The 24,158-nt window shown below is 62.5% G+C and carries 17 protein-coding genes and 2 pseudogenes; 5 read left to right on the forward strand and 14 right to left on the reverse strand.

The genetic code is table 11. The annotated features are described in order from the left end of the window. Nucleotides 1-17: 17 nt before the first annotated feature. Genes F7R20_RS01480 through F7R20_RS01505 form a run of 6 tightly spaced genes read right to left on the reverse strand, consistent with a single transcriptional unit; the run spans nt 18 to nt 6,012 of the window. Nucleotides 18-620 carry an amino acid synthesis family protein gene (locus F7R20_RS01480; protein ID WP_003200801.1) on the reverse strand — a complete coding sequence of 201 codons (603 nt, stop codon included), beginning with the start codon at nt 618-620 and terminating at the stop codon, nt 18-20. Nucleotides 621-634: 14 nt separating this feature from the next. Beyond that, the gene (locus F7R20_RS01485; RefSeq protein ID WP_003200799.1) at nt 635-1,084 is read right to left on the reverse strand and encodes a VOC family protein; all 450 of its coding nucleotides are present in this window, start codon (nt 1,082-1,084) and stop codon (nt 635-637) included. Nucleotides 1,085-1,095: 11 nt separating this feature from the next. Further along, the gene (locus tag F7R20_RS01490; RefSeq protein WP_003200797.1) at nt 1,096-2,136 is read right to left on the reverse strand and encodes a VPS10 domain-containing protein; all 1,041 of its coding nucleotides are present in this window, start codon (nt 2,134-2,136) and stop codon (nt 1,096-1,098) included. Between the two features lie 12 nt (nt 2,137-2,148). Beyond that, complete coding sequence (locus F7R20_RS01495) at nt 2,149-2,943, reverse strand: SDR family NAD(P)-dependent oxidoreductase (protein ID WP_003200796.1); 795 nt, start codon at nt 2,941-2,943, stop codon at nt 2,149-2,151. Between the two features lie 26 nt (nt 2,944-2,969). Then, the gene (locus tag F7R20_RS01500) at nt 2,970-4,460 is read right to left on the reverse strand and encodes an aldehyde dehydrogenase family protein (protein WP_003200795.1); all 1,491 of its coding nucleotides are present in this window, start codon (nt 4,458-4,460) and stop codon (nt 2,970-2,972) included. Between the two features lie 10 nt (nt 4,461-4,470). Further along, entirely contained in the window at nt 4,471-6,012 is a 1,542-nt protein-coding gene (locus F7R20_RS01505; RefSeq protein ID WP_003200794.1) for an acetolactate synthase large subunit, read from the reverse strand. Nucleotides 6,013-6,286: 274 nt separating this feature from the next. Between F7R20_RS01505 and F7R20_RS01510 the strand changes: the two genes are divergently transcribed. Beyond that, nucleotides 6,287-7,039, forward strand: a complete 753-nt coding sequence (locus F7R20_RS01510; RefSeq protein ID WP_003200792.1) for an IclR family transcriptional regulator — start codon at nt 6,287-6,289, stop codon at nt 7,037-7,039. Between the two features lie 189 nt (nt 7,040-7,228). Here F7R20_RS01510 and F7R20_RS01515 read toward each other — a convergent pair whose 3' ends face one another. The 4 genes from F7R20_RS01515 to F7R20_RS01530 form a co-directional block, all read right to left on the reverse strand. Continuing rightward, nucleotides 7,229-8,554, reverse strand: coding sequence for an alginate export family protein (locus F7R20_RS01515; RefSeq protein WP_003200790.1), 1,326 nt, complete (start codon nt 8,552-8,554; stop codon nt 7,229-7,231). A gap of 82 nt (nt 8,555-8,636) precedes the next feature. Then, a complete protein-coding gene (locus tag F7R20_RS01520) occupies nt 8,637-9,986 on the reverse strand; it encodes an aminotransferase class III-fold pyridoxal phosphate-dependent enzyme (protein ID WP_003200789.1) in 1,350 nt (449 codons plus the stop codon). Between the two features lie 11 nt (nt 9,987-9,997). Further along, a complete protein-coding gene (locus tag F7R20_RS01525) occupies nt 9,998-11,419 on the reverse strand; it encodes an aldehyde dehydrogenase family protein (protein ID WP_003200786.1) in 1,422 nt (473 codons plus the stop codon). An 84-nt stretch (nt 11,420-11,503) separates the two neighbouring features. Further along, on the reverse strand, nt 11,504-12,952 hold the full coding sequence (locus F7R20_RS01530) for an APC family permease (RefSeq protein WP_003200784.1): 1,449 nt from the start codon (nt 12,950-12,952) through the stop codon (nt 11,504-11,506). Nucleotides 12,953-13,449: 497 nt separating this feature from the next. Here F7R20_RS01530 and F7R20_RS32175 point away from each other — a divergent pair. From F7R20_RS32175 to F7R20_RS01545, 4 genes and pseudogenes are all read left to right on the forward strand, one after another. Then, a pseudogene (locus F7R20_RS32175) lies at nt 13,450-14,457 on the forward strand (PDC sensor domain-containing protein); the annotation flags it as partial. A gap of 261 nt (nt 14,458-14,718) precedes the next feature. Next, nucleotides 14,719-15,315: pseudogene (locus F7R20_RS32180) on the forward strand (methyl-accepting chemotaxis protein); the annotation flags it as partial. 117 nt (nt 15,316-15,432) lie between these two features. Next, nucleotides 15,433-16,602, forward strand: coding sequence for an efflux RND transporter periplasmic adaptor subunit (locus F7R20_RS01540; RefSeq protein WP_003200780.1), 1,170 nt, complete (start codon nt 15,433-15,435; stop codon nt 16,600-16,602). A 3-nt stretch (nt 16,603-16,605) separates the two neighbouring features. After that, nucleotides 16,606-19,701, forward strand: coding sequence for an efflux RND transporter permease subunit (locus tag F7R20_RS01545; protein WP_003200779.1), 3,096 nt, complete (start codon nt 16,606-16,608; stop codon nt 19,699-19,701). A gap of 133 nt (nt 19,702-19,834) precedes the next feature. On the opposite strand, the gene F7R20_RS01550 is transcribed toward F7R20_RS01545, so the two are convergent. From F7R20_RS01550 to F7R20_RS01570, 4 genes are all read right to left on the reverse strand, one after another. After that, the gene (locus F7R20_RS01550) at nt 19,835-20,683 is read right to left on the reverse strand and encodes an ureidoglycolate lyase (protein WP_003200777.1); all 849 of its coding nucleotides are present in this window, start codon (nt 20,681-20,683) and stop codon (nt 19,835-19,837) included. Nucleotides 20,684-20,714: 31 nt separating this feature from the next. Continuing rightward, nucleotides 20,715-21,455 (reverse strand): SDR family oxidoreductase, encoded by a 741-nt coding sequence (locus F7R20_RS01555; RefSeq protein ID WP_003200774.1) that lies wholly within the window; start codon nt 21,453-21,455, stop codon nt 20,715-20,717. Then, complete coding sequence (locus F7R20_RS01560; RefSeq protein ID WP_003200772.1) at nt 21,452-22,834, reverse strand: MFS transporter; 1,383 nt, start codon at nt 22,832-22,834, stop codon at nt 21,452-21,454. The genes F7R20_RS01555 and F7R20_RS01560 overlap by 4 nt, the downstream gene beginning before the upstream one ends. A 275-nt stretch (nt 22,835-23,109) precedes the next feature. Beyond that, nucleotides 23,110-24,060, reverse strand: a complete 951-nt coding sequence (locus F7R20_RS01570; RefSeq protein WP_003200769.1) for a LysR family transcriptional regulator — start codon at nt 24,058-24,060, stop codon at nt 23,110-23,112. Nucleotides 24,061-24,158: the final 98 nt, after the last annotated feature.

Consider the following 24,158-nt stretch of genomic DNA (forward strand, 5'->3'; position numbering starts at 1 on the left):
TTCCCACGATCCGTACCTCAATACAGGCCGTCATTGCCCTTGACGTCGGCAGCCTCAAGGCCACCCAGGCGCGCATGCAAGCGTCCACGCGTGGCGAAGGCCCAGATGATGATCAATTCGTCGGCCGCCGGACCATCACCGAACGACAACGAAATGCTGTCGTAGTGCGAACGGACATACAGCGCATCCTTGTGAGCCAGCGGCACATCGATGGTCACGCCAGGCCCGCCACGCTTGCCCGTGGAAGGCACCCAGGATTTGCCGCCGCCCAATGCGACGCGGATCGGATCCGCCGCCGGATTGGTCAACAATGCATTGCCATGCTCGTACTCGCCCTGGCTGCCCACCAGGCACGCCTTGCCATAGCTGACGATCTTTTGCTGGCCGGCCAGTACCCGGATGCGCCGACCAAACTCCTGACCCAGCAAGGGTGATGGCTCAATCAACTCGGCCAGGCTTTCACTGAAACGGCCGGCATAAGGGTTGGCGATCACCGCGCCAATGGCGTACTTGAACAGCGGCTCGCCATCGGCCAACTGGCCCGTTTCGTTGGCCAGGGTTTCCTCGACGAAGGTGTACCATTTGCGGATGTGATAACTGGCGAAATTTGCGGTTTTCATAAGAGAAGTCTCTTTCAAAGTGGGTCGAGATCGAAATGCCGGCTGGGGGCTCCAGCGGCCTTGAAGCGGGCCTTGCCGCGTGCATCGTCGTGTTCGGACTCGAGGAAGAATTCCAGGCGATTGCCATCGGGGTCGTTGAAATACACGCCGTTACCGATCTCGTGGTCAGTGATCTTCACCACCTCGACGCCCTTCTTCAGCAACATGCCGTAGAGCTTGCGCAGGGTGGTCATGTCGCCCGCGATCTCCAGCCCGTAGTGCTGCAGCCCCAGGCCGCCCTGGTGGGCCCCGGGTGCTGCACGGAGCAACGCGATATCGTGGTGCTTGGCACCGAAGGCCATCATGATCCAGCTTTCACCCCGGGCGCTTTCATGCATGCCCAGCACGTCGGCGTACCAACGCGCCGACACTTCAGGGTCGCTCACGGACAGCGACAGGTGAGTACGAACGACTTCGACTTTCATCGCGCGATACCTCAGTTCTTCTTGATGATGGATTGATGCCCGGACTTGATTTGCGCCACCGCGGGCGTCCAGAGCACATCAGCGATTTCACTGAATTCACGCCACTGCTTCTGCCAGCCGTCACCGCCGTTCTCGGAGGTGAACAGATGCCCGTACTTGGTGCCGGCGACAATCTGGCGAGGGTCGGCAGGGTTCAAGGCAATCGCCCAGACACAGGAGTTGGGCTGTTGCGGCAGTGGCAGCACTTCCCAGCTGAGGGCGGCATCCCGGGAGACCAGCACCTTGCTGGTCGTGCCAGGGGTGCCGTCGGAAATGCTCAGGTAGAGCGTATCCTCGCTGCCCAGCGCTGCATTCATGGCACGCACGTAGTACAGGCCGAAGGTTTCCCGGGCGACGATGCCGGTCCAGGTCTGCCCCTCGTCGAGGCTGCGGTAAACGGCGTTGACGCACACCACCACGATGACCTTTTGCCCGTGGTTGGGCAGGACCACAATGTTGTGCACGTCCGAGTTGAAGTCCCACAGCAGGCGGTCATCGACACGGGTCCAGCTATCGCCACCGTCACGGCTGTGGAACAACCCGCCCTCTTCCAGGCCGAACCACAACTGGTTGCGATCGGTCGGGTCGTAGGCGAAAGCCAGCAAGCGTGGACGGCTGACCCCTTCGCAAAACTCCGGGATCTCCACCGGGGCACGTTCCCAGGTCTGGCCACCATCGAGGGTGCGCCACAGCACCGCGCGCGACGGCGCACCGGTGCCGACGAAAATCCGCTGTGCGTCCTGAGGATCCACGGCCACCTTCCAGACGGTCTGGCCGTTGAATGGCGAATCCACCCGCTGCCAATGGCCTCCGGTATCACGGCTGATGCACAGGCCGACATCGGTGCCGGCATAGATCACCTCAGGCGTCCCTGGATGCAAGCTCAGGGAGCGGGTGATCGCGTCGAATTCCAGGTCTTGGCCCAGGCCCAGGCGATGCCAGGTACGGCCATCGTCGGCGCTGCGGATGACCGCCTGCCCTACGGTGGCGACCAAAAGGGTTCCGTTACTCATCACTGCTGCTCCTCAAATGAAGATGCCGCGGGTCAAGCCGCCGTCGATACCAATGGATTCCCCGGTCACCGCACCGGCCTTGGGGGATGCGAGGAAACCGATCAGCCAGCCCATTTCGATGGGTGCCAGGGTGCGTCGGATCGGCGTTGCGTCGATGTAGCCCTGCTCCACCTGCTCGGGCGTCTTGCCCTGCTTGATCCCTTCGCGCTCGTAAAGCTCCTGGATGTGCGGGGTGTCCACGACGCCGGGGTGGATCAGATTGACCGTGATGCCGGCTGGGCCCAGTTGGTCGGAAAGCGTCTTGGTCATGTGGGCGATGGCCAGGTTGCGCATGCCCGAGAGGACCTTGCTGCCACGCCCGGTCAGGCCACCGATATTGATGATGCGACCGAAGCCACCAGCCTTCATGTGCGGGGTCACGGCCTTGGCGCAACGGAAATAGCCGATCACCTTGGTGTTGAGGTCCGAGAGCAGTTCGTCGTCGCCGGCGTGCTCGATGTCGTTGCGCACCACACCGGACGGGGCCGCGGCGCCGTTGACCAGGATGTCGATGCGGCCAAAGTGCTTGTGGGCAGCCTCGACCATGTCGGACACCGCCGACATCTGGTTGGTGTCACAGAACAGCGGCAGCACCTCGTTGCCGGTCTCTGCGGTGATTTCCTCGGCGGCTTGCTGGAGGTATTCCATGCGCCGCGCGCAGATCACCACCTTGCAACCTTCCTGGGACAGAAAGCGCGCGACTTCCTTGCCGATGCCCATGCCACCGCCAGTGACGATCGCCACGCGGCCTTGTAATTCCAGATCCATAGCAGTTCCTCTTGTGATTGTTCGGCTCAGGCGAGATCGACGAAGACACTTTTGGTTTCGGTGTAGGCATCGATCACGTTCTTACCCATTTCCCGGCCCCAGCCGGATTGCTTGTAGCCACCAAATGGCGAGGCTGGGTCGACGACGTTCCAGCAGTTGATCCACACCGAGCCGGCCTTCAACTGGGCGGCCACGCGATGGGCGGAACGCAAGTCACGGGTCCAGAGCCCGGCGGCCAGGCCATAGGGCGAGTCGTTGGCGCGCAGCACCAGTTCATCGATCTCGGTCCAGCTCATGACGGTCAGCACCGGCCCGAAGATTTCCTCCCGGGCGACACAGGCGCGCTCGGCGCGGTCGAGAAACACGCTGGGCCGGATGAAGTGGCCGCGCTCCAGGTGGGCCGGCCGATCACCGCCGCAGATCAGCTCGGCGCCTTCTTCCTGGCCGCGTTGCAGGTAGCCATGCACCGTGCCCAATTGCCGGGCCGAGACCAGAGGGCCCATGCTGCTGGCCGGATCCAGGCCTGGCCCCAACACATGGGCGGCCGCATGGCGCTGGAGTTCCTCAAGCACCTGATCGAGGACGCTGGCGTGCACGTAGAGACGCGACCCGGCGGTGCAGACCTGCCCCTGGTTGTAGAAAATGCCGTCGGCAGCGCCCTTGGCGGCACGGACGATATCGGCGTCCGGCAGGATGATGTTGGGGGACTTGCCACCCAGCTCCAGGGAGACCTTCTTCATGTTGCCCGTGGCCGCCTGGGCGATCAGTCGTCCCACCTGGGTCGAACCGGTGAAGGCGATCTTGTCCACGTCCGGGTGCTGGGCCAGCGGTGCGCCGGTATGCACGCCGAGGCCGGTGAGCAGGTTGACCACCCCGGCCGGGAAACCGGCGGCCTCGATCAACTGCACCAGGCGAATCGCAACCAGAGGCGTCTGTTCGGCGGGCTTGAGCACCGCGACGCAACCGGTCGCCAGCGCCGGGCCAAGCTTCCACACACACATGGTCAGCGGGAAGTTCCACGGCACGATCAAGGCACAGACGCCCACCGGCTCGCGCAAGGTGTAGTTGAGCATCGGCGCGCCGCTGGACGGCGATACCGGCAGCGTGCTGCCTTCGATCTTGGTCGGCCAGCCAGCGAAATAACGAATGATATTGGCCGCACTGGCCGCTTCCCCCCGGGCCGCGGCGATTGGCTTGCCGTTTTCCAGGGTGATCAGTTGCGCCAGCTCTTCGCGATGCTGGTCGAGCAGTTCCGCCAGGCGAAACAGCAACAACCCGCGCTGGGCCGGTGAGTGCTGCGCCCAGGGCCCGGTGAAGGCCGCGCGGGCGGCAGCGACGGCGGCATCCACGTCGCGTTCGCCGCCTTCGGCGACTTCCGCCAGGATGTGCTCAGTGGCCGGGTTTTCCACGGAAAACCGGCGGCCGTTGGCGGCGTCCTGCCAGGTCCCGCCGATAAACAGGCGCCCGGGCTGCGACAGGAACTTCTCGACGGCAGGTAACAATTGAATCGGGTTCATATCCGCTCCTTCACAGGGCCATTTCAATCAGGCAAGGACCGCCATCGGCCTTGGCGTTGGCCAGGGCGCGCTGCAATTCACCATTGGTGTGCACGGTGCTGGCCGGCAAGCCGTAGCCCTTGGCCAAAGCCTTCCAATCGATGCGTGGACGGTCCAGCACCGTCAGGCTCAGGGCCTCGGGGCCCAGCTCGGTCATGCCGAAGCGGCGCAGTTCGTTCTGCAAAATGGCGTAGCGATGGTTGGCCGCGATCAGGATCACCACGGGCAGTTGCTCGCGGGCGATGCTCCACAAGGTCTGGATGGTGTACTGGGCACTGCCGTCCGATTGCAGGCAGAACACGCGGTTGCCGCGCTCGGCCATGGCGGCGCCAAAACCCACCGGGATGCCCTGGCCGATGGCGCCACCGGTGTTGGTCAAGACCCGATGCCGTGCGGCATGGGCCGAGGCGGTGAAGAACGGATAGCCGCACGTCCCGCCTTCCACCGAAACGATGCAGTCGTCGGGCAGCGACGCAGCCAGCACCTGACCCACGGACTGCGGTGTCAACGTAGCTTCGCTTGGCGGCAGCTCGATACCGGTTGGCGTTGGCACATAAGCCGGCGCTTCAAGCGCATCGGCAAGCGCAGTGAGCGCGCCGGCAACATCGTCCCCTACTTCCGCCAGGCAGAGCAGGCGTTCACGTTCGGCCAGGCGAGAAGCGATGCCTTCGTAGCCGAAATAACTGATCGGGTCCGGCACGCCGGCGCACACCACCGCGTCGTACTGGTCAAGAATCTCAATGGCCACTTCGGGGAAGTAAGGCAGGCGATCCAGGTCAGGCAAACCACCACCGCGATAGCTCAGGCGCGGAAAGGTTTCGGCGAACAGGCGCACGCCTGGCAGTTGTGCCAGGCGCCCCGCCGCTTCGAGTCCGGCGACGGACAAGCCTTGGTCGCCAACGATAAACACCAGGCGCTGGCCATCGCGAAGGGCCTGGGCGACCGCCTCGATCCGGTCACCGGCAAAACGGCGAACCGGGGCCTGCAATGTCGTGAAGGCTTTCTCGTGCTGCACCGTGTTGGCTTGCAGGTCCATCGGCAGAATCAGGCTGGCGATCTGCCCGTTGGCTTGCCAGGCGGCACGCACTGCCTCTTGGAAATCTTCGCCGACACCCGATGCGGTGCGCGATGTGCGCACCCATCCGGAAACACTCCCGGCCAGCGCCTGGATATCACTGGCCAGCGGCGGATCGTAATTGACGTGCCATGACGCGTGATCGCCGATGACGTTGACGATCGGGGTGTTGGCGCGACGCGCGTTGTGCAGGTTGGCAATGCCATTGGCAAAGCCTGGCCCCAGGTGAGTCAGGGTCATCGCCGGCTTGCCGGCAATCCGGCCATAGCCGTCCGCAGCACCGGTGCACACCCCTTCGAACAAGGACAACACCGGCTTGAGGGCTGGCGCACTGGCCATGGCTGCCACCAGGGGAATTTCAGTCGTTCCGGGATTGGCGAAGCAGTATTCGATACCACTCGCCACCGCCGCGTTCACTATCAGTTGCGCACCATTCATTTCCAGCCCTCTTGATCGAGCGTTTGCAGTGGCTGAGATTTATCACACAGAAAAACCCTACGCTCAAGCATTTTTATACATAAAAACTCTTATTTTGAGATTTATGCAAAAATATGACGTAAATACTACCTTCAATATGTATGTTTTTCTCAAGCACTGACGTATCGTGGCAACGCCCTGTTCGCCGAGCGAGCGGGCTTTTCATCATCGGCGCACCTACCTATAGTGCTCACCCAACGACCACCTACGCGCCATCCCCCCCTTTAGGAGCGAAATGAGCAGTCTGAGCAAAATGCTGAGTGTGCTGGACCTGTTCGACCCGGCAACGCTGAAGATCGACCCCGACACCATCGCCGAGCGCATGGGCCTGTCACGGGCGACCGTGTACCGCTACGTCAAGGATTTGTGTGATGCGGGCCTGCTGGTCAGGGTGGATGCCGGTAGCTACGGCCTGGGGCCACGGATCATCGAGCTCGACTGGATGATGCGCCAGTACGACCCGATCCTCGTGGCGGGCCGCGAGTTGATGCACCAGCTGTCCGAAGCCACGGGCCTGGCGGTGTTCGCCAGCGTTTTCTATGACGGCCACATCATCAACACCTACATCGCCGAACCCAACGACACCTACCAGTTCGCATTCGGTCGCGGCCAGCCGCTGCCGTTTTTTCGCGGTGCGCAATCCAAGGTGCTGATCGCCTTCCAAAAGGGACGGCGCCTGCAACGCCTGTTCGAAGAACACATGGCCAACGACCCCGACAACGGCTATGACTGGGCAAGCTTCTCCAAAGTGGCGAAAAAGATCCGCAAGGACGGCTATTGCATGACCCACGACGAACTCAACCTGGGACTCACCGGTATCGCGGCACCGATCATCAACCCTGGGCTCGACGAGGTGGTGGGCAGCCTTTCAGCCGTCGGCAGCACCGACAGCTTCAAACTGCTGCGCCAGGAAACCGTGATTGAAATGGTGATGGACACCACCCGGCGGATTGCCGAGAGAATGCAGAATCCGCCTGCCATCGGCTAGAAACCGGAGGTGCGGCCATACCGCTGCCCTGTAGGAGCTGTCGAGCGAAGCGAGGCTGCGATCTTTTCGCCCCCCCCATTGAGTCCCAAGCGAAAGATCAAGATCAAAAGATCGCAGCCTTCGGCAGCTCCTACATGTCCCGGCGGGAGCAAGCTCCCTCGCCACAGGTTTTATCGAACACCCCCTACTTCAGAACGGAACGGCCACCGTCACCTGGCTGTACACGTTGGTGCCATTGCCCGCCACTTGATTGGCCCCGGTCGTTGCATCCCGATCCGGCTTGTAGAGCCCTATCAGCGGAGTGATGATCACATGCTCGTTGACCGCCCACTCGGCATACAGATCCAGCTCACGGGCATCCAGGTTCAGGGCGCTATCCTTGCGTACCGTGTTGAAATCAAAATACAACACGCCGAGGGTCAGGTTTTCCAGTGGCGTGGCCTTCAGGCCGACATGGTGGATAGCCGTATTGCTGTTGAAGGGCCCTGCGTAGTTACCCGCGACTTCGCCCTGGAACCAGGTGCCATAGCCGGTGCTCTGCCCGGTGAACAGCGAGTCCCACTTCTGGGAATAACGACTGTAGCGGTACGTCAGCTTCGGGGCCCAGGCCAGATCGGCAAAGGTGTAGCCGGCCTCGGCGTACCAGGCGTTCTGCGGGCCGGCGTCCTTGTCCTGCCAGGCGTATTCGAATGCCAGGCTAGCGTTCTCGATGCCCGCGTCACCTTCACCACGAATGCTGTAGACGTCCATGCCCTTGCGTTGCTTCTGGAAATCGCTGGCCCACTGCTCGTTCACGTCGAGGCCATGTATCCAGGTCAGCCCCAACGTGCCCGCCTTGGCGGTGTAATCGAGCGTACCGGCGGCCAGTTCGGTTTCGGCCTGGGCGCGGTTATCGGACTTGAGCCACACCACACTGCCATGCAGCCCATCCTGCCCGCCCAGACGTAATACGGCGGTTTGATCGAACGCGTGCCGGGCAGCCAGGTAATAGGCTCCACCGCGATTCAAGCGACCATCGGCAGGCCCCTTTCCCAGGTTCGGCCCGTCATCGTTGATCAGGAAGCCCCTGCCCAGCTTGACCACCTGGCGGCCGCCGGAGATATCGACACCGTCCTGTCCCAATACGGGGAACAGATCGGCGGAACGCCAACCCAGGTAAGCGTCTTCAATCTTCGTCGTGCGCTCGCTGCCCAGTGTATTGCCGGCCGCGTCGCCATCGCCCCAGGTGGCGGAACTGACCAGGCTGAACGCCCCGTAGGCGGTGCCATGGCCGGCCAGGCCCTGGTCGCCGCTGACGCCATACTTGATGAAGCCTTCGCGCCAGGTTGAACCACCTGGCCTGCCGTCGTAATTCTTGCGACTGTTGAAAAGACCGAACACGGCCAGCATGTCGGCGTTGAGGTGAGTGTCGTCATCGGCATACAACTCATAGGCCTGGACCTGACTCGCAGCGCAGAGCGCCAGCGTACAGGCAAGGCCACTGCCGAAAAATCCCATACGCAATAGATTTCGCATGGCTGGAGCTCCTTGTGGTGCGCCCTTGTAGGCTGTTTTTATATGCAGGAGCCGGCACCGCAAGCGGCACCGGCTGGCCGGGCTAACGGCAGTCAGCGAGTGCGCTGTCCAACGCGCCGACCATCATGGCGGCCTCGTCGGACGTGAGAGTCAGCGGCGGCGACATCACGATTTTGTTGCCTATCGGGCGCATCAATACGCCGGCCAGGCGCGCCTGCTCGGCGATGCGCGAGGCCAGGCCCGTTGCAGGGTCAAGCGGCTCGCGCGTGGCCTTGTCCGCCACCAGGTCCACGGCGATCATCAAGCCTTTGCCACGCACTTCGCCCACCACTGCATAACGTTCGGTCAGCGGTTGCAGTTGCTCCAGCAACTGGGCACCGACTTTCCCGGCGTTGCCCGGCAAATCCTCGGCCTCGACGATGTCCAGCACTGCCAGGGCCGCCGCACAGGCAGTCGGGTGCCCGCTGTAGGTGTAGCCGTGCATGATTACGTTGCTGAAACCCGGGCCGTTCTCGATGGCATCGACCATGCGCTGGTTGAAGACCGTGGCGCCCATGGGGATGTAACCGGCGGTGATGCCCTTGGCCAGGCACAGTACGTCGGGAGCGACGCCCCAGCCACGACTGCCGAGCATGCAGCCGGTGCGGCCGAAACCCGTCACCACTTCATCGGCGATCAACAGGATGCCGTGGCGGTCGCAGACTTCGCGCAGCCTCTTCCAGTAGTACGCCGGCGGCACGATCACACCGCCGGCACCTTGCACCGGTTCGGCGATCAGCGCGGCAATGGTCTGCGGGCCGAGCAGTGCGATCTGGTCTTCCAACTGACGAATGCAGTGAGCGGTCAGTTCTTCCGGATCGCGGCAGTCCCAGGGGTTGCGGTACAGCCACGGCGTGTCGAGCAGATGACAGCCAGCCAGCAGCGGCCCGTGGTTGTAGTGATACACGCCGTTGCCGCCCACCGAGGTGCCGCCCACGTGCACGCCATGGTAACCATTGCGCAATGACAGAAAGCGCGTGCGCCCTGGCTCGCCGCTGGCGATCCAGTATTGGCGGGCCATTTTCAGGGCCGTCTCGACCGCATCGGAACCGCCGGAGCTGAACAACACCCGGGTCATGTTTTCCTGGGCGAACATCGACGTCAGCCGCTCGGCCAAGTCGAACACCCGCGGATGGGCGATGCCGTCGAAGGTCTGGTAATAAGCCAGTTCGTCCAGCTGCGCGGCAATGGCCGCCTTCACTGAAGCCCGGTTATGGCCCACGTTCACGTTCCACAAACCGCCGACCCCATCGAGCATGCGATGGCCTTCGATATCGGTGATGTAGTTACCGTCGCCACGGGCGATGATCAACGTCTTGGACCGGTTCGCCGGCGCCGAAGAACTCATCGGGTGCCAGAATTTTTTTGGTGCTGTCTTGTATTGCTCGTACATGGTTGCATTCCTCACTCTGTTTCACGCTTGCGTACGTACAGCAGTTGCTGGCCGGTGAACTCCAACAACCCTTCAAGGCCGAACTCGACGCCGAACCCGGACATCTTGCTGCCGCCAAACGGCGTATTCGGCTGGATCTGCGCATGGCAGTTGACCCAGGCCATGCCACATTCCAGGCGACTGGCCAGGGCCTGTGCCTGCTCGCTGTCGCGTCCCCAGACCGATCCACCCAGGCCCATGTCGCCAGCATTGGCGCGACGCAGGACATCCTCGACATCCTGGTAGGCAATCAGCGGCAACACCGGCCCGAACTGCTCCTCATCCACCAGGCGCTGCCCATCGGTCACATCGGCGACCAGCGTCGGCGGATAGAAGAAGCCGGGGCGGTCCAGACGAGCACCGCCACACAACACACGCGCGCCCTGGGCACGGGCATCCGCCACCAGTTCCTCCACCAGCGCCAGCTGTTCGAGGTTCTGCACCGGGCCAAACGTGACCCCGGGCGCCAGGCCGTCACCCACTACCTGACGCTTGGCGATCAGGGTCAGGGCCTCGGCAAAGGCCTCGTACTGGGATTGGTGGATGTATAACCGCTTGAGAGCGGCGCAGGTCTGCCCCATGTTCAGGAATGCGGCCTGGAAAATATCTTCGGCGACCGCCGCGACCGAGGTGCCTGGCAGCACGATGGCGGCATCGTTGCCGCCCAGCTCCAGGGTCAGACGCTTGAGGTTGCCGGCGGCGCCGCGCATCACGCTCTGGCCGGTGGCGGTGGAGCCGGTGAAGACAATCTTCTGGATACCGGCGTGGGAGGTGATCGCACTGCCGAACCCTTGTTCACCGGTCACGCTATTGATCACGCCCCGAGGCACGTGGCGAGCGATGACTTCCACCAGGCGCAGGGTGCTCAAGGGGGTCAGGCTCGATGGTTTGCTGATCACGCAGTTACCGGCCCGCAATGCCGGCATGATGTGCCAGACAGCGATCATGAACGGCCAATTCCAAGGCGTGATCGACGCGACCACGCCCAACGGCTTGCGGTGCAGTTCAATACGCTGGGTCGGGGTTTCTTCCACCAACTCCACGGGAATCTGCTGCTCGGCGGCATAGCGCGTCCAGGCCACCGCACCCATCACTTCGGAGAACGCCAATTCCAGTGGCTTGCCCTGTTCCAGGACAATGAGCCGGGCCAACGCCTCGGCTTCCTGTTCGAGATCGGTAGCGATGCTCAGCAGGCGCTGGCGGCGATCTTCATGGGTGCTGTGTCGCCACTCGACAAAGGCCGACTGCGCCGCTTCGACGGCAAGGTCCAGCTGGGCCAGGGAACCGGCTGCGCATCGAGCGAACACCGTACCGGTCGCCGGATTGAGCACATCAAAGTGCCCGTTTTCACCGTCGACCCGAGCCCCATTGATGAGCATTTGATAATCGTGCATAGAACCTTCCTTTCACGCGCTGACGAACCGTCCCGAACGACAGCGGACTTGTTTTCTGGGTGGATTGACGTTGTGCCTGACGCCTTAGAGCTTGTGGCTTCCCAGCGCCATGAACCGCTCGGGCGATACCTTGCGCAATCGAGCGGCGAGGAACACGCCGACGATCAGCGCGGCGGGAATCACAGCGCATAGGCCATAGGACAGAAGCTGGCTGGCGCCGGTCAGCACGTCGAAATGAATCACCGCAAGGGCCAGGACCGCCAGCAATGCCAGGCACGAAAAGACCGGAAGAATCCGACCGCGCCAGAGCCCCAGCTTCAGCTCCGGGTGAGCGCGAAAATAGACAAACACCGCCGCTGAGGTCAGCGCCATGAGCAGGATCACGCACAGCGTGGCCAGGTTGGAAAACCAGGCGAACAGCTGAAGGATCGGATCGGCGTCCAGCGCGGCGAAGATCAGCACCACCACCGCCGCGATCAGGCTTTGCAGGACCGAGCCCATGTGCGGACTCTGGTGCACGCGATGGGTGGTGCCCAACCGGCTGTGCAGCAAACCGTCACGACCGATGGCATAGAAATAACGCGCCGCGGCATTGTGGAACGCCAGCAGCCCGGCGTAGATGCTGACCATGAACAGCACGCGGATGATCTGGGTCAGGTGCGGGCCGACAAAGTGATCGGACATGCCGTAGATGAACGTGGTGGGATCCTGGAGCGCTTGCAGGGTCGGCACGATCTTGTCGGCCCCGACGCCAATCACCATCGCCCAGACCGACAAGGCATAGAAACCACCGATCAACAGCACCGAGCTGTAGGTGGCAATGGGAATCGTGCGGTGCGGATTTCTCGCCTCCTCGCCGTAGATGGTGGTGGCCTCGAAGCCGATGAACGCCGCGAAGCAGAACAGCAAGCCGATGGACGGCGTGCCGCTGAACACATGGCTGCGATCGAACGAATCGAGATTGATGCCACTGTCGCCACCGGTTTTGAGAATGGCGAAATCCAGCGTCAGGATCGCCAGGTACTCGGCAATGACCACCACCGACAGCACCCGGGCCGACAGGTCAATCTTGCGATAGCCAAGAATCGCGATGCTCGCCATCGCCAGCAACGAATAGGTCCACCAAGGCAAGTCCAGGCCAAAGACGCTGGCCATCGTGCCACTGACCACGCCGCCGAACATGCCGTAGAGGCCAACCTGCAGAATGTTGTAGGCAAACATCGCCAGCACGCCCGCCGCGCCGCCGGCCAGGCCACCCAAGCCGCGGGAGGTGAAGGCATAGAACCCACCGGCGTTGGTCATGTGGCGGGACATGGCGGTGTAGCCCGCCGAGAACGCCAGTAACACCAGCAAGGCCAGGAGCAGCAATGCCGGCGTGCCAGCGCCGTTGCCCAGCATGATGCCAATGGGGAAACCGCCGGCGATGACGCTCAAGGGACTCGCCGCCGAAATCACAAAGAAGATGATGAAACCGACACCCAAGGCGCCGCGCTTCAACTCCGTCGAGCTGCTGATCGGGAAAGATACACTCATTGTTCTTGACCTTATTGTATGAGGCAGTGTTGCTGGATCGGAGGCGGCCAGCTTCGCCGGCTTCCAAAAGCTTATTGTTTTGCTTGCACGCTGGATTCGATCCTAGGCCCTTGCCAAAACCCTTCGCTATCCCAAAACGGCAGCATCCAAAGCCGCGCCCCAAAACAGGTCAACACTCCTGCATGCAGCGTGCAGCGGCTGCCGATTCGGGATAACCGGCAGGCGTTTCCTCCCGCAAGATAGCCTTGCCCGTCCTTCAAACAGTGCTGGGCACAGAACAATAAAAATCCCTAAGCGCAGGAAACCTCAGCATGTTCTTCGCTCGTCTCTCTATCCAATGGCGGATCACGCTCTTGAGTGGCCTGTGCTTGCTCGCCGTCGTCGGGGCATTGACCGGCGCTTCCTTGTATCAGAACCAGCAAGGCGCAACGCTGCTCAAGCAGCAAAGCAGTCAACTGCTGGGGCGCTCGGCCCTGGAAGGCCTGCAGGCACAGGCCATGGCCCATGGTCAGCGGGTGGAACGCTTTTTCAGCGAAACGGCGATCTATGGGGAAGGTTTTGCCCAGCAGGTCCTGCAACTGCGCACCCAAGCGTGGAACGGGCGACTGACGCCAGGGCAACTGCGCCGGGACCTGATCGCCGCGACCCGCCAAGCCCTTCAAAACCGCGAAAAAGTCCTCGGTTTCTACGTGGTACTGCTTCCCGACGCGCTGGTCGGTGAAGATGTCGGTTTCACTGGCCAACGCGATCTGGCCGGCAATGAAAAAGGTCGCTTTGCCCTGTACTGGTCGCAAAGCCAACCCGGCAATTTGGTGCAAGAGGTGCTCAGCGAAGCCCAGATCAGCGCCAACACCGCACCACCGGGCAGCGAGCCGGCCAACGCCTGGTACGTCTGCCCGCAGACCCAGGGGCGCACCTGCGTGACAGAGCCCTACGCGATCGAGGTCGAAGGCCAGAAGACGTTGATGAGCAGCATCTCCATACCGTTGCTGGACCAGGGCAAAGTCATCGGCGTGGTGGGCATGGACATCAGCCTCGATACCCTTCAGCAACTCGCCGCCAGCCTTGCCAACGACCTGTACCCCGGCCACAGCGAGATCAACATTCTTTCCCCGTCAGGGCAAGTTGCCGGCCATAGCGGCACGGTTGATGGCATCTCCATCGACGTTCAGCAAGCCGTGCAAACCGCTCCCGCCAATACGCCCTGGCAATTGCAGATACGCGTGCCTGAGTCGCTTGTGCAAGCGCCAGCCCTGCAAATGCAGACCCAGTTGGACGACAAGCGTCGCCAGTCCAACTGGTTCAACCTCAGCCTGGGCTTGCTCGCCAGTTGTCTGGGATTATTGCTTATCTGGCTGACGGCCTACGGCGTCACACGGCCCTTGCTCAGGGTGGCGCACATGCTCGACGCCATTGTCGAGGGCGACGGCGATCTCACCCAGCGCCTGCCCAACGACCGCCACGATGAATTGGGCCAACTGGCGAAGGGCTTCAACCGCTTTCTCGACAAATTGCAGCCCATCATCCGCGATATCCAGCAAGCGTCCCTGGACACCCGCGACACCGCCGATACCTCGGCGCAGGTGGCCCGGGAAGTCAGCGCAGGCATGCACACGCAGTACCGGGAGGTCGAGCTGGCCGCGACCGCCCTGCATGAAATGAGCACCAATGCCCAGGAAGTGGCCCGCCACTCCCACCAGGCGGCCGATGCCGCCACCGTTGCCGAAAACGCCAGCCGATCGGGGCGTGAATTGTTCGCCAACGCGGTCACCAGCATCGACAGCCTGGACCGGCGCCTGGAGACCACGCTTGAGCAAGTGCAGGCGCTGGCCGGCAACAGTCAACACATCGGCCAGGTGCTGGACGTGATCTGCGCCATTGCCCAGCAAACCAACCTGCTGGCCTTGAATGCCGCCATCGAAGCCGCCAGGGCGGGTGAACAGGGGCGCGGCTTCGCGGTGGTGGCTGACGAAGTCCGCCATTTGGCCAGCAACACCCAGAACTCGGTCGAGCAGATACGCACGGTGATCGAAGCGTTACAACAGTTGAGCCAGGAGGTCGTGCACAGCACCCAATTGAGCCGCGAGCAGGCCAGGGACAGCGTCGTTCAAGTCGAAAAGACCCAGGCGGCACTGCAACACATCAGCGACGCCGTGGAAGTGATCGAGCACATGAACCAGCAGATCGCCAGCGCTGCCCTGGAGCAAAGCGCTGTGGTCGAGGACATCAGCCATCGCGTCAGTGACATTCGAGGGATCAGCGAGACCTTGACCGGCCAGATGGAACAAGCATCGCAGGCCAGCCACTCGCTGCATGCCATGGCCAACCGTCAACAGCAGTTGGTGGGACATTTTCGGATCTAGTGGCCCCTGAAACAGACCACTAGGGTGCTTACACAATTTCACAGAGCGCCTACAAAGCTTCACCCCTGCCATTGACCTCGCCCCCTACCATGGGCGGCTCAATATTGGGGAAGCACCATGTCCAAGATTCCTTTCGTCACACTGGGCCTGTTGGTCGGGGCACTGCTGCTCAGTGGCTGTGATAGCGCCTCGACCCCGGAGGCATCCGCTCCGCTGCCAAGCGTGCGCGTTGAAACCGTCCAGGCCCGGCCACTGTCGATCAGCAACGAGCTGAGTGGCCGGATCGCCGCGCCGCGGGTCGCCGAAGTCCGGGCGCGGGTGGCCGGCGTGGTCTTGCAGCAGGTGTTTCGTGAAGGCCGCGACGTCAAACAGGGCGAGGTGCTGTTTCGCATCGATCCGGCACCATTCAAGGCCGACCTGGACAGTGCCGAGGCGGCGTTGCGCAAGGCCGAGGCGAATGCGTTCCAGGCCCGCTTGCAGGCACAACGTTACGCCCAGTTGATCGATGACAAGGCGATCAGTGGCCAGGATTACGACAACGCCCGGGCCAGCGTGCGCCAGACCGCCGCTGACGTCGCTGCCAGCAAGGCCGCGGTGGAACGGGCAAAACTGAACCTGGGGTACGCCACGGTGACCGCGCCGATTTCCGGACGGATCGGTCGCGCCCTGGTGACGGAAGGCGCCCTGGTCGGGCAGAACGAAAGCACGCCGTTGGCGTTGATCCAGCAACTGGACCCGATCCACGCCGACCTCACGCAGTCGACCCGCGAACTCAACGACCTGCGCCGCGCCTTTCGTTCAGGGCTTTTGCAAGCGGTCGGCCAGGGCCAGGCCAAGGCCACGTTGATTCAGGACGATGGCAGCCCCTATCCGCTGCCCGGCAAATTGCTGTTCACCGACCTCAGCGTCGACCCGAGCACCGGCCAGATCACCCTGCGCAGCGAATTTCCCAACCCCGACCTGGACTTGCTGCCTGGCAGTTTCATTCGCGTGCGCCTGGAACAGGCGGTCAATAGCCAGGGCATCACCGTGCCTCAACGGGCGATCCTGCGAGACAGCGCCGGAGTCGCCCAGGTGTTGCTGCTGGACGCCGAGCAGAAGGTCAGCCAGCAACCGGTGCAACTGGGCGTCGCGCAAAACGATCGCTGGGTCGTCACGCAAGGTTTGAAGCCCGGCGACCGCATCGTCATCGAAGGCCTGCAACACGCCCGTCCCGGCGAGCACGTCCAGGTCGATGACACCCCACTTCCCCTCGCCCAGGTTCCCGGGCCACAGGCAGGACACTAAGCCATGCCGCAATTCTTCATCGACCGCCCGGTGTTCGCCTGGGTCGTCGCGTTGTTCATCCTGTTGGCCGGTATCCTGGCCATTCCACAACTGCCGGTGGCGCAATACCCGGTCGTGGCCCCGCCACAAATCGAGATCTACACCGTCTACCCGGGTGCTTCGGCGCAAACCGTGGATGAAAGCGTGGTCAGCCTGATCGAGGAAGAGCTGAACGGCACCGACAACCTGCTGTATTTCGAGTCCCAGAGCAGCCTGGGCAGCGCCACCATCACTGCGACCTTCCAACCCGGCACCAACCCGGAACTGGCCCAGGTCGACGTGCAGAATCGCCTCAAGGCCGTGGAGTCGCGCCTGCCGCAAGCGGTGACCCAGCAAGGCCTGCAAGTGGACAAAGTCTCCGCCGGCTTCCTGCTGCTGATCACCCTCACCTCCAGCGACGGCAAGCTCGACGACGTGGCCCTCAGCGACTACCTGGCGCGCAACGTGATGAACGAGATCAAGCGCCTGGACGGTGTCGGCAAGGCCCAGTTGTACGGGGCCGAACGGGCCATGCGGATCTGGATCGACCCGCAGAAACTCGTCGGTTTCAACCTGACCCCGGCCGACGTCAATGCCGCCATCGTGGCGCAGAACGCCCAGGTGTCGGCCGGTAGCCTGGGCGATTTGCCGAGCCGCAGCACCCAGGAAATCACCGCGACCATCGTCGTCAAAGGCCAGCTCAACACGCCGCAGGAGTTCGCCGACATTGTGCTCAAGGCCAACCCCGACGGCTCGACGGTGCGCATCGCCGACGTGGCACGGGTGGAAATCGGCAGCCAGGAATACCAGTTTTCCACGCGCCTGAACGGCAAGCCGTCCACTGCCGTGGCGGTGCAACTGTCGCCGGGCGCCAATGCCTTGAACACCGCGACCCTGGTGCGCAACAAGATGGACGAGCTGTCGCGCTACTTCCCGGCCGGCGTGGAATACAAGATTCCCTACGACACCTCACCGTTCGTCAAGGTCTCGATCACCAAGGTGATCTACACCCTCGGCGAGGCGATGTTGCTGGTGTTCGCGGTGATGTTCCTGTTCCTGCAGAACATCCGCTACACCCTGATCCCGACACTGGTAGTGCCGGTGGCGCTGATGGGCACCTTCGCGACGATGCTCGCGCTGGGGTTCTCGATCAACGTGCTGACGATGTTCGGCATGGTGCTGGCCATCGGCATCCTGGTGGACGATGCCATCGTGGTGGTGGAGAACGTCGAGCGGATCATGGCCCAGGAAGGCTTGTCGCCCAAAGAGGCCACGCGCAAGGCCATGGGGCAGATCACCGGGGCGATCATCGGCATCACGCTGGTGCTGGTGGCGGTGTTCATTCCGATGGCGTTCATGCAGGGCTCGGTGGGGGTGATCTACCAGCAGTTCTCGCTGTCGATGGCGACCTCGATCCTGTTCTCGGCGTTTCTCGCACTGACCTTGACCCCGGCGCTTTGCGCGACCTTGCTCAAACCGGTCGCCAAGGGTGATCACCACGCCAAGAGCGGTTTCTTCGGCATGTTCAACCGTGGTTTCGACCGATTCGGCGAGCGCTATCAAGGTTGGGTGGCCCATGCGGTGAAACGCAGCGGCCGTTATCTGCTGATCTACGGCGTGTTGCTGGTGGGCATGGGCCTGCTGTTCAGTCGCCTGCCCTCCTCGTTCCTGCCGGTGGAAGACCAGGGCTACACCATCACCGACATCCAGTTGCCACCGGGTGCCAGCAAGAGTCGTACGGTGCAGGTGGTGGAACAAATCGAAGCCCACAACGCCGGTGAACCGGGAGTCGGTGACAGCACGATCATTCTCGGTTTCAGCTTTTCCGGCAGTGGGCAGAACGCGGCCCTGGCCTTCACCACCCTCAAGGACTGGTCGCAACGCGGCGCCGATGATTCGGCGGCGTCCATCGCCGACCGCGCCAACCTGGCGCTGAGCCAGATCAAGGACGCCATGGCGTTCTCGGTGCTACCGCCGCCGGTGGACGGCCTGGGCACGTCCAGCGGTTTCGAGTTCCGTTTGCAGGACCGTGGTGGCCTCGACCATGCCACCTTGATGCAGGCCCGCAGCGAATTGCTCGCCGCCGCCAACAAAAGCCCGATGCTGATGAATGTGCGTGAAAGCGCCCTGGCGGAGGCGCCGCAGGTGCAATTGGAGGTCGACCGCAAGCAGGCCAATGCCCTGGGCATTTCCTTTGCCGACGTCGGCAGTGTGTTGTCCACGGCAGTGGGTTCGACCTACATCAACGACTTCCCCAACCAGGGGCGCATGCAACGGGTGGTGGTCCAGGCCGAGGGCGACCAGCGCAGCCAGGTCGAAGACTTGCTGAAGATTCATGTGCGCAACAACAGCGGAAAAATGGTCCCGTTGTCAGCCTTCGTCCAGGCCCGCTGGACCCAGGGGCCGGCGCAATTGACCCGCTATAACGGTTATCCGGCGGTGAGCATTTCCGGTGAACCGGCACCGGGCTACAGCACCGGGCAAGCCATGGCTGAAATCGAACGGCTGGTGGCCCTGGGGCCGACGGGACTGGGCCAGGAATGGACGGGGTTGTCCTTGCAGGAACGCTTGTCCGGCAGCCAGGCGCCCATCCTGTTGGGCCTGTCGCTGCTGGTGGTGTTCCTGTGCCTGGCGGCGCTGTACGAGAGTTGGTCGATCCCGACCTCGGTGTTGCTGGTGGTGCCGTTGGGTGTGCTCGGCGCGGTATTGGCCGTGTCGTTGCGCGGCATGCCTAACGATGTGTTCTTCAAGATCGGGCTGATCACCATCATCGGCCTGTCGGCGAAAAACGCGATCCTGATCATCGAGTTCGCCAAGAGCCTGTACGACGAAGGCCACGACCTGATCGACGCCACGCTCCAGGCAGCACGCCTGCGCCTGCGGCCGATCATCATGACCTCGCTGGCCTTCATCCTTGGGGTGGTACCGCTGGCGATTGCCACGGGCGCCAGTTCGGCAAGCCAGCAGGCCATCGGTACCGGAGTGATCGGCGGGATGATCACCGCGACACTGGCGGTGGTGTTTGTGCCGGTGTTTTTTGTGGTGGTGATGAAGCGCGTGAGGCGTGTTGATCCCAAGTGAGGTTAAGCCAGACCATCGCTATCGCGAGCAAGCTCGCTCCCACAGGGGCCTGCGGGGCACATGAATTGTGTGCCTGCCGAAGATCCAATGTGGGAGCGAGCTTGCTCGCGATAGCAGTGGTCCGGTCTAGCCCTCAGTCCGCCTGCACCGTGACCTGGCGCTGCTCGCCCAAGCCCTGGATTCCCAGGCGCATGGTCTGGCCCGGACGCAGGAACACCGGGTTGGGCTTGATGCCCAAGCCGACGCCGGGCGGCGTGCCGGTGGAGATCACATCCCCAGGTTGCAGGCTCATGCAGCGGCTCAGGTAGGCAATCAGTTGCGGCACGCTGAAGATCAGCGTTCGGGTATTGCCGTTCTGATAGCGGTGTCCGTCGACCTCCAGCCACAGGTCCAGCGTATGCGGGTCGGCGATTTCGTCCCGGGTCACCAACCACGGCCCAAGGGGACCGAAGGTGTCAAAGCCTTTGCCCTTGTCCCAAGTACCGCCGCGCTCCAGTTGCCACTCGCGCTCGGACACATCGTTGATGACGCAGTAGCCGGCGACATGCTCCAGGGCGTTCGCTTCGTCGATGTAGCGCCCGCCTTTCCCGATGACCACGCCCAGCTCGACTTCCCAGTCGGTCTTGAGCGAGCCGCGCGGGATCTGGATGTCGTCGTTCGGCCCGCAGATGGCACTGGTCCACTTATTGAAGATGATCGGCTCTTTTGGCACCTCCATGTTCGACTCGGCCGCATGGTCGGCGTAGTTCAGGCCGATGCAGATGAATTTGCCGACCTGGCCGACACAGGCTCCGATCCGTGGCTGGCCGGCCACGATCGGCAAGCTGCGCGGGTCGAGGGCGGCGAGCGTTGCCAGGCTATCCGGGCCGAGAACCAGCCCGGCGATGTCCGGCACATGGGCCGAGAGGTCGCGGATCTGATTGTCGGCATCCAACAGCCCGGGTTTTTCCGAACCTTTTTCGCCGTAGCGCAATAGTTTCATGTCGTGCTCCTGCTCAAGTGAAGACCGGGGTTCAGATGCTCATGCCACCGTCGATGATGTGGATGGCACCCGTGGTGTAGGCGCACGCATCGCTGCCCAGGTACAACGCCAACTGCGCGATCTCTTCAGTGTGGCCGATGCGGCCCATGGGCTGGCGGTCGAGAAATTGCCGGTAGACCTGTGCCTCATCGACGCCCTGCTGCGCGGCCTGGTCAGCAATGCGCTGGCGCAACGAGGGGGAATCCACGGTGCCCGGACAGATCGCGTTGCAACGGATGCCTTGGCTGACGAAGTCGATGGCGACGGCCTTGGTCAGGCCCACTACCGCGGCCTTGCTGGTGGCATAGGCGAAGCGATTGGGCACGCCCTTGACGCTGGAGGCCACCGACGACATGTTGATGATCGAACCGCCGCCACGGGCCAGCATGCCCGGCAGGAACGCACGGATCATCCGGTACATGGCCGTGACATTGAGGTCCATCGAACGTGCCCAGGCGGCCTCGTCGCAGTCGAGGATGTTGCCGCTGTGTACGAAGCCTGCGCAGTTGAACAGCACGTCGAGCCCACCGATGCGCTCGCAGGCGGCGCTGATGGCAACGGGCGACGTGACGTCCAGGGTCATGGCGGTGATCCCTTCGATCCCCGCCAGTGCGTGGATATCGATGTCAGTGGCGAACACCTCGGCACCGGCCCGGGCGAAGGCAATGGCGCTGGCCAAGCCTATGCCCTGCCCCGCTGCCGTGACCAGTACGCGCTTGTTTTGTAGGTTCATGCGGTCTCCAGTTGGGCTGCCGTGGTGGCGTGCTTGGGTGTCCTGCCGAGCATCGAGGCGGGAATGGCCAGGATCAGTCCACCGCTGACCAAAAGACACAAGGCTAATACATAGGTGCCGTTGTTGATGTTGCCCGTGAGGGTCTCGGCCACGGCGGTGATCATCGAACCGGTGAAACCCGACAGGTTGCCGATGGCGTTGATCATGCCAATCCCGGCTGCGGCGGCGACGCCCGACAGCACGGTGCCCGGCAGGGTCCAGAAAATCGGCATCAGGCTGAGGATCCCCGAAGCGGAGACGCTGAGAAAGAGCACGGACAACACCAGGTTGTCGGCGAAGAACGCGCTGAGGATCAGGCCGGCGCCGCCAATGAACGCCGGAATTGCCGCGTGCAGGCGCCGCTCACCGGTGCGGTTGGAGTGCCGGGCGTTGAGCAGCATCACCACCACTGCCACCGAGTAAGGAATGGCGGTCAGCAAACCGATGTGCAAGCTGTTGGTGATGCCGGTGCTCTTGATGATCGACGGCATCCAGAACGCCAGGCCATAGAAGCCGGTGTTGAAGGTCAGCAGGATCAATACCAGCAACCACACCCGCGGGTTGAGGAACACTTCGCTCAAGCGCGTGGCCTTGCCCTGGTTGTCGGTTTGCAGGTTGGCCTTGAGCAGGGCTTTTTCCGCGACAGAAAGCCATTTGGCTTTGTCGATGTTGTCGGCCAGGCAGACGATCACCACGAACGCCATGATGATCGAAGGAATGCCTTCGATCAGCAACATCCATTGCCAGCCAGACAGGCCATGCACCCCTTGCATGCTGTTCATCAGCCAACCGGAGAGTATCCCGCCCAGGGTCAGGCTGACCGGCAACGCCAGCAGGAACCCGGACATCACCCGGCTCTGCCGATGGGTCGGGAACCAGTAGTTGAGGTACAGGATCACGCCAGGGAAGAAGCCCGCTTCACAGATGCCCAACAGGAAACGCAGCACATAGAACATCGTGCTCGATTCGAGGTGGAAGAAAGCCGCCAGCGGCACGGTGTAGGCCACGGCCATGGACACCACCGCCCAGGTCAGCATGATCCGGGCAATCCAGAACCGCGCGCCAAAGCGATGCAGCAACAGGTTGCTGGGGACTTCGAAGAGGAAATAGCCCCAGAAAAACATACTGGCGCCCAAGGCATATACGGTGTTGCTGAACTGCAGCTCGTTGAGCATGTCGAGCTTGGCGAACCCGATGTTCACCCGATCGAGGTACGCCGCCATGTAGCACAACAGCAGGACCGGAAGGATGCGCCAGATGACCTTGCGGTAGGTCCGGTCTTCGAAATCCAATTCGCAGGCGGGAGCCTGCGCGGGCAACTGCTCGGAGATGGTTTGCATGAGGTAACCCCTGATTGTTTTTATTGGGTCACGTCGAATGAGCGAATCATCCGGCGATTGAACGAGGACTCTACTGTCGGGAAGCGATTCTTTCCCAATGGCATTTTTGGATTAGTTGATAACGATGCGTTATCGAAATGATCTTCAGACCCATGGAACCTGTGACGAGTCATCTGTGGGAGCAAGGCTTGCCCGCGATGAAGACGACGCGGTCTGAGGGGAAACGAGGCGCCTGCATCGCGGGCAAGCCTTGCTCCCACAGATTCATACTGCCCTTAAGCGGGCTGCATGGCGGCCAGGCGCGCGTTGTCCTTGAGGATCTCGGCGAACTCCAGCGCCGCGCCCACCAACGGCTCATCCTTGCGCGTGAGGATGCCGTAATCCTGCGGCGCCAGGTGCAGTGGGGTATCGAGGGTCTTGAGCTGACCGCTTTCGAGCAGCGGGTCGACCATTGCATTGGGCAGCATGCCGATCATGGGCCCGCGCTGCAGCACTTGGAGGAAGGTCTGCATGGAAATGGTGTCGATGGTATTGCGCGGCATTCCTACGCCAGCCTCGGCGAAGGCCAACTCCATGCGTGCGCGAATCGGTGTGCCGACCGGATAGAGAATCCACGGCAAGTCCACCAGTTGCTGCAAGGAGACCGGACCCGCGCCAGCCAACGGATGGCGGTAGTTGACCACAATGCAGAACGGTTCCGGGGCCAACGGCTGGAAGTCATAGCGCTGCTGCTGGCTTTGATCGGTAAAACGGGCCACCGCCAGGTCGAGCGTCTTCTCTTCAAGCATCTCCATCAGGTGGTTACTGGTCTGCTCCACCACTTCAATCGACAGCAACGGCCAGCGCTGCTTGATCTGCAGGATCGCCTCGGGCAAAGCCACCGCAGTGGCGGCAAAGATCCCGCCGACCTTGAGAAAGCCGTGGCCGCCCTCGCGCAAGCTGCTGATCTGTTCGACGAACGAGCGCGCATCATTCAAGGCAATCTGCGCATACCGCAGTACGTGTTCGCCCACGGCCGTGGGCGGCATGCTCCGTGGCAGCCGTTCGAACAAGGCAAAGCCGAGCAGGCTTTCGATTTCCTTGAGCATCTTGCTGATGGCCGGCTGGCTGAGGTTCATCTGCTGCGCCGCCAGGTGCATGTTGCGGGTGCGCCCCAACGTGTCGATCAGCAGCAAGTGGCGGAACTTGAGCCAGCCGCAGAAGCTGGAGAAGGACAGATCTGACATGGCTATTCCTCAGGCCGGCGATAACCCGACGTTATCAAATACTGAATATATCTCATTGGAGTTTATCGAGCGGCCACCCTAGCGTGAAGGCTTTACGA

The organism is Pseudomonas brassicacearum subsp. brassicacearum, assembly GCF_008801605.1.
Lineage (GTDB): Bacteria > Pseudomonadota > Gammaproteobacteria > Pseudomonadales > Pseudomonadaceae > Aquipseudomonas > Aquipseudomonas brassicacearum.

Excerpts from the sequence above, each read along its gene's own strand:
- F7R20_RS01480 (WP_003200801.1), bottom strand. The coding sequence starts at position 620 with ATGAAAACCGCAAATTTCGCCAGTTATCACATCCGCAAATGGTACACC.
- F7R20_RS01485 (WP_003200799.1), bottom strand. The coding sequence starts at position 1,084 with ATGAAAGTCGAAGTCGTTCGTACTCACCTGTCGCTGTCCGTGAGCGAC.
- F7R20_RS01490 (WP_003200797.1), bottom strand. The coding sequence starts at position 2,136 with ATGAGTAACGGAACCCTTTTGGTCGCCACCGTAGGGCAGGCGGTCATC.
- F7R20_RS01495 (WP_003200796.1), bottom strand. The coding sequence starts at position 2,943 with ATGGATCTGGAATTACAAGGCCGCGTGGCGATCGTCACTGGCGGTGGC.
- F7R20_RS01500 (WP_003200795.1), bottom strand. The coding sequence starts at position 4,460 with ATGAACCCGATTCAATTGTTACCTGCCGTCGAGAAGTTCCTGTCGCAG.
- F7R20_RS01505 (WP_003200794.1), bottom strand. The coding sequence starts at position 6,012 with ATGAATGGTGCGCAACTGATAGTGAACGCGGCGGTGGCGAGTGGTATC.
- F7R20_RS01510 (WP_003200792.1), top strand. The coding sequence starts at position 6,287 with ATGAGCAGTCTGAGCAAAATGCTGAGTGTGCTGGACCTGTTCGACCCG.
- F7R20_RS01515 (WP_003200790.1), bottom strand. The coding sequence starts at position 8,554 with ATGCGAAATCTATTGCGTATGGGATTTTTCGGCAGTGGCCTTGCCTGT.
- F7R20_RS01520 (WP_003200789.1), bottom strand. The coding sequence starts at position 9,986 with ATGTACGAGCAATACAAGACAGCACCAAAAAAATTCTGGCACCCGATG.
- F7R20_RS01525 (WP_003200786.1), bottom strand. The coding sequence starts at position 11,419 with ATGCACGATTATCAAATGCTCATCAATGGGGCTCGGGTCGACGGTGAA.
- F7R20_RS01530 (WP_003200784.1), bottom strand. The coding sequence starts at position 12,952 with ATGAGTGTATCTTTCCCGATCAGCAGCTCGACGGAGTTGAAGCGCGGC.
- F7R20_RS01540 (WP_003200780.1), top strand. The coding sequence starts at position 15,433 with ATGTCCAAGATTCCTTTCGTCACACTGGGCCTGTTGGTCGGGGCACTG.
- F7R20_RS01545 (WP_003200779.1), top strand. The coding sequence starts at position 16,606 with ATGCCGCAATTCTTCATCGACCGCCCGGTGTTCGCCTGGGTCGTCGCG.
- F7R20_RS01550 (WP_003200777.1), bottom strand. The coding sequence starts at position 20,683 with ATGAAACTATTGCGCTACGGCGAAAAAGGTTCGGAAAAACCCGGGCTG.
- F7R20_RS01555 (WP_003200774.1), bottom strand. The coding sequence starts at position 21,455 with ATGAACCTACAAAACAAGCGCGTACTGGTCACGGCAGCGGGGCAGGGC.
- F7R20_RS01560 (WP_003200772.1), bottom strand. The coding sequence starts at position 22,834 with ATGCAAACCATCTCCGAGCAGTTGCCCGCGCAGGCTCCCGCCTGCGAA.
- F7R20_RS01570 (WP_003200769.1), bottom strand. The coding sequence starts at position 24,060 with ATGTCAGATCTGTCCTTCTCCAGCTTCTGCGGCTGGCTCAAGTTCCGC.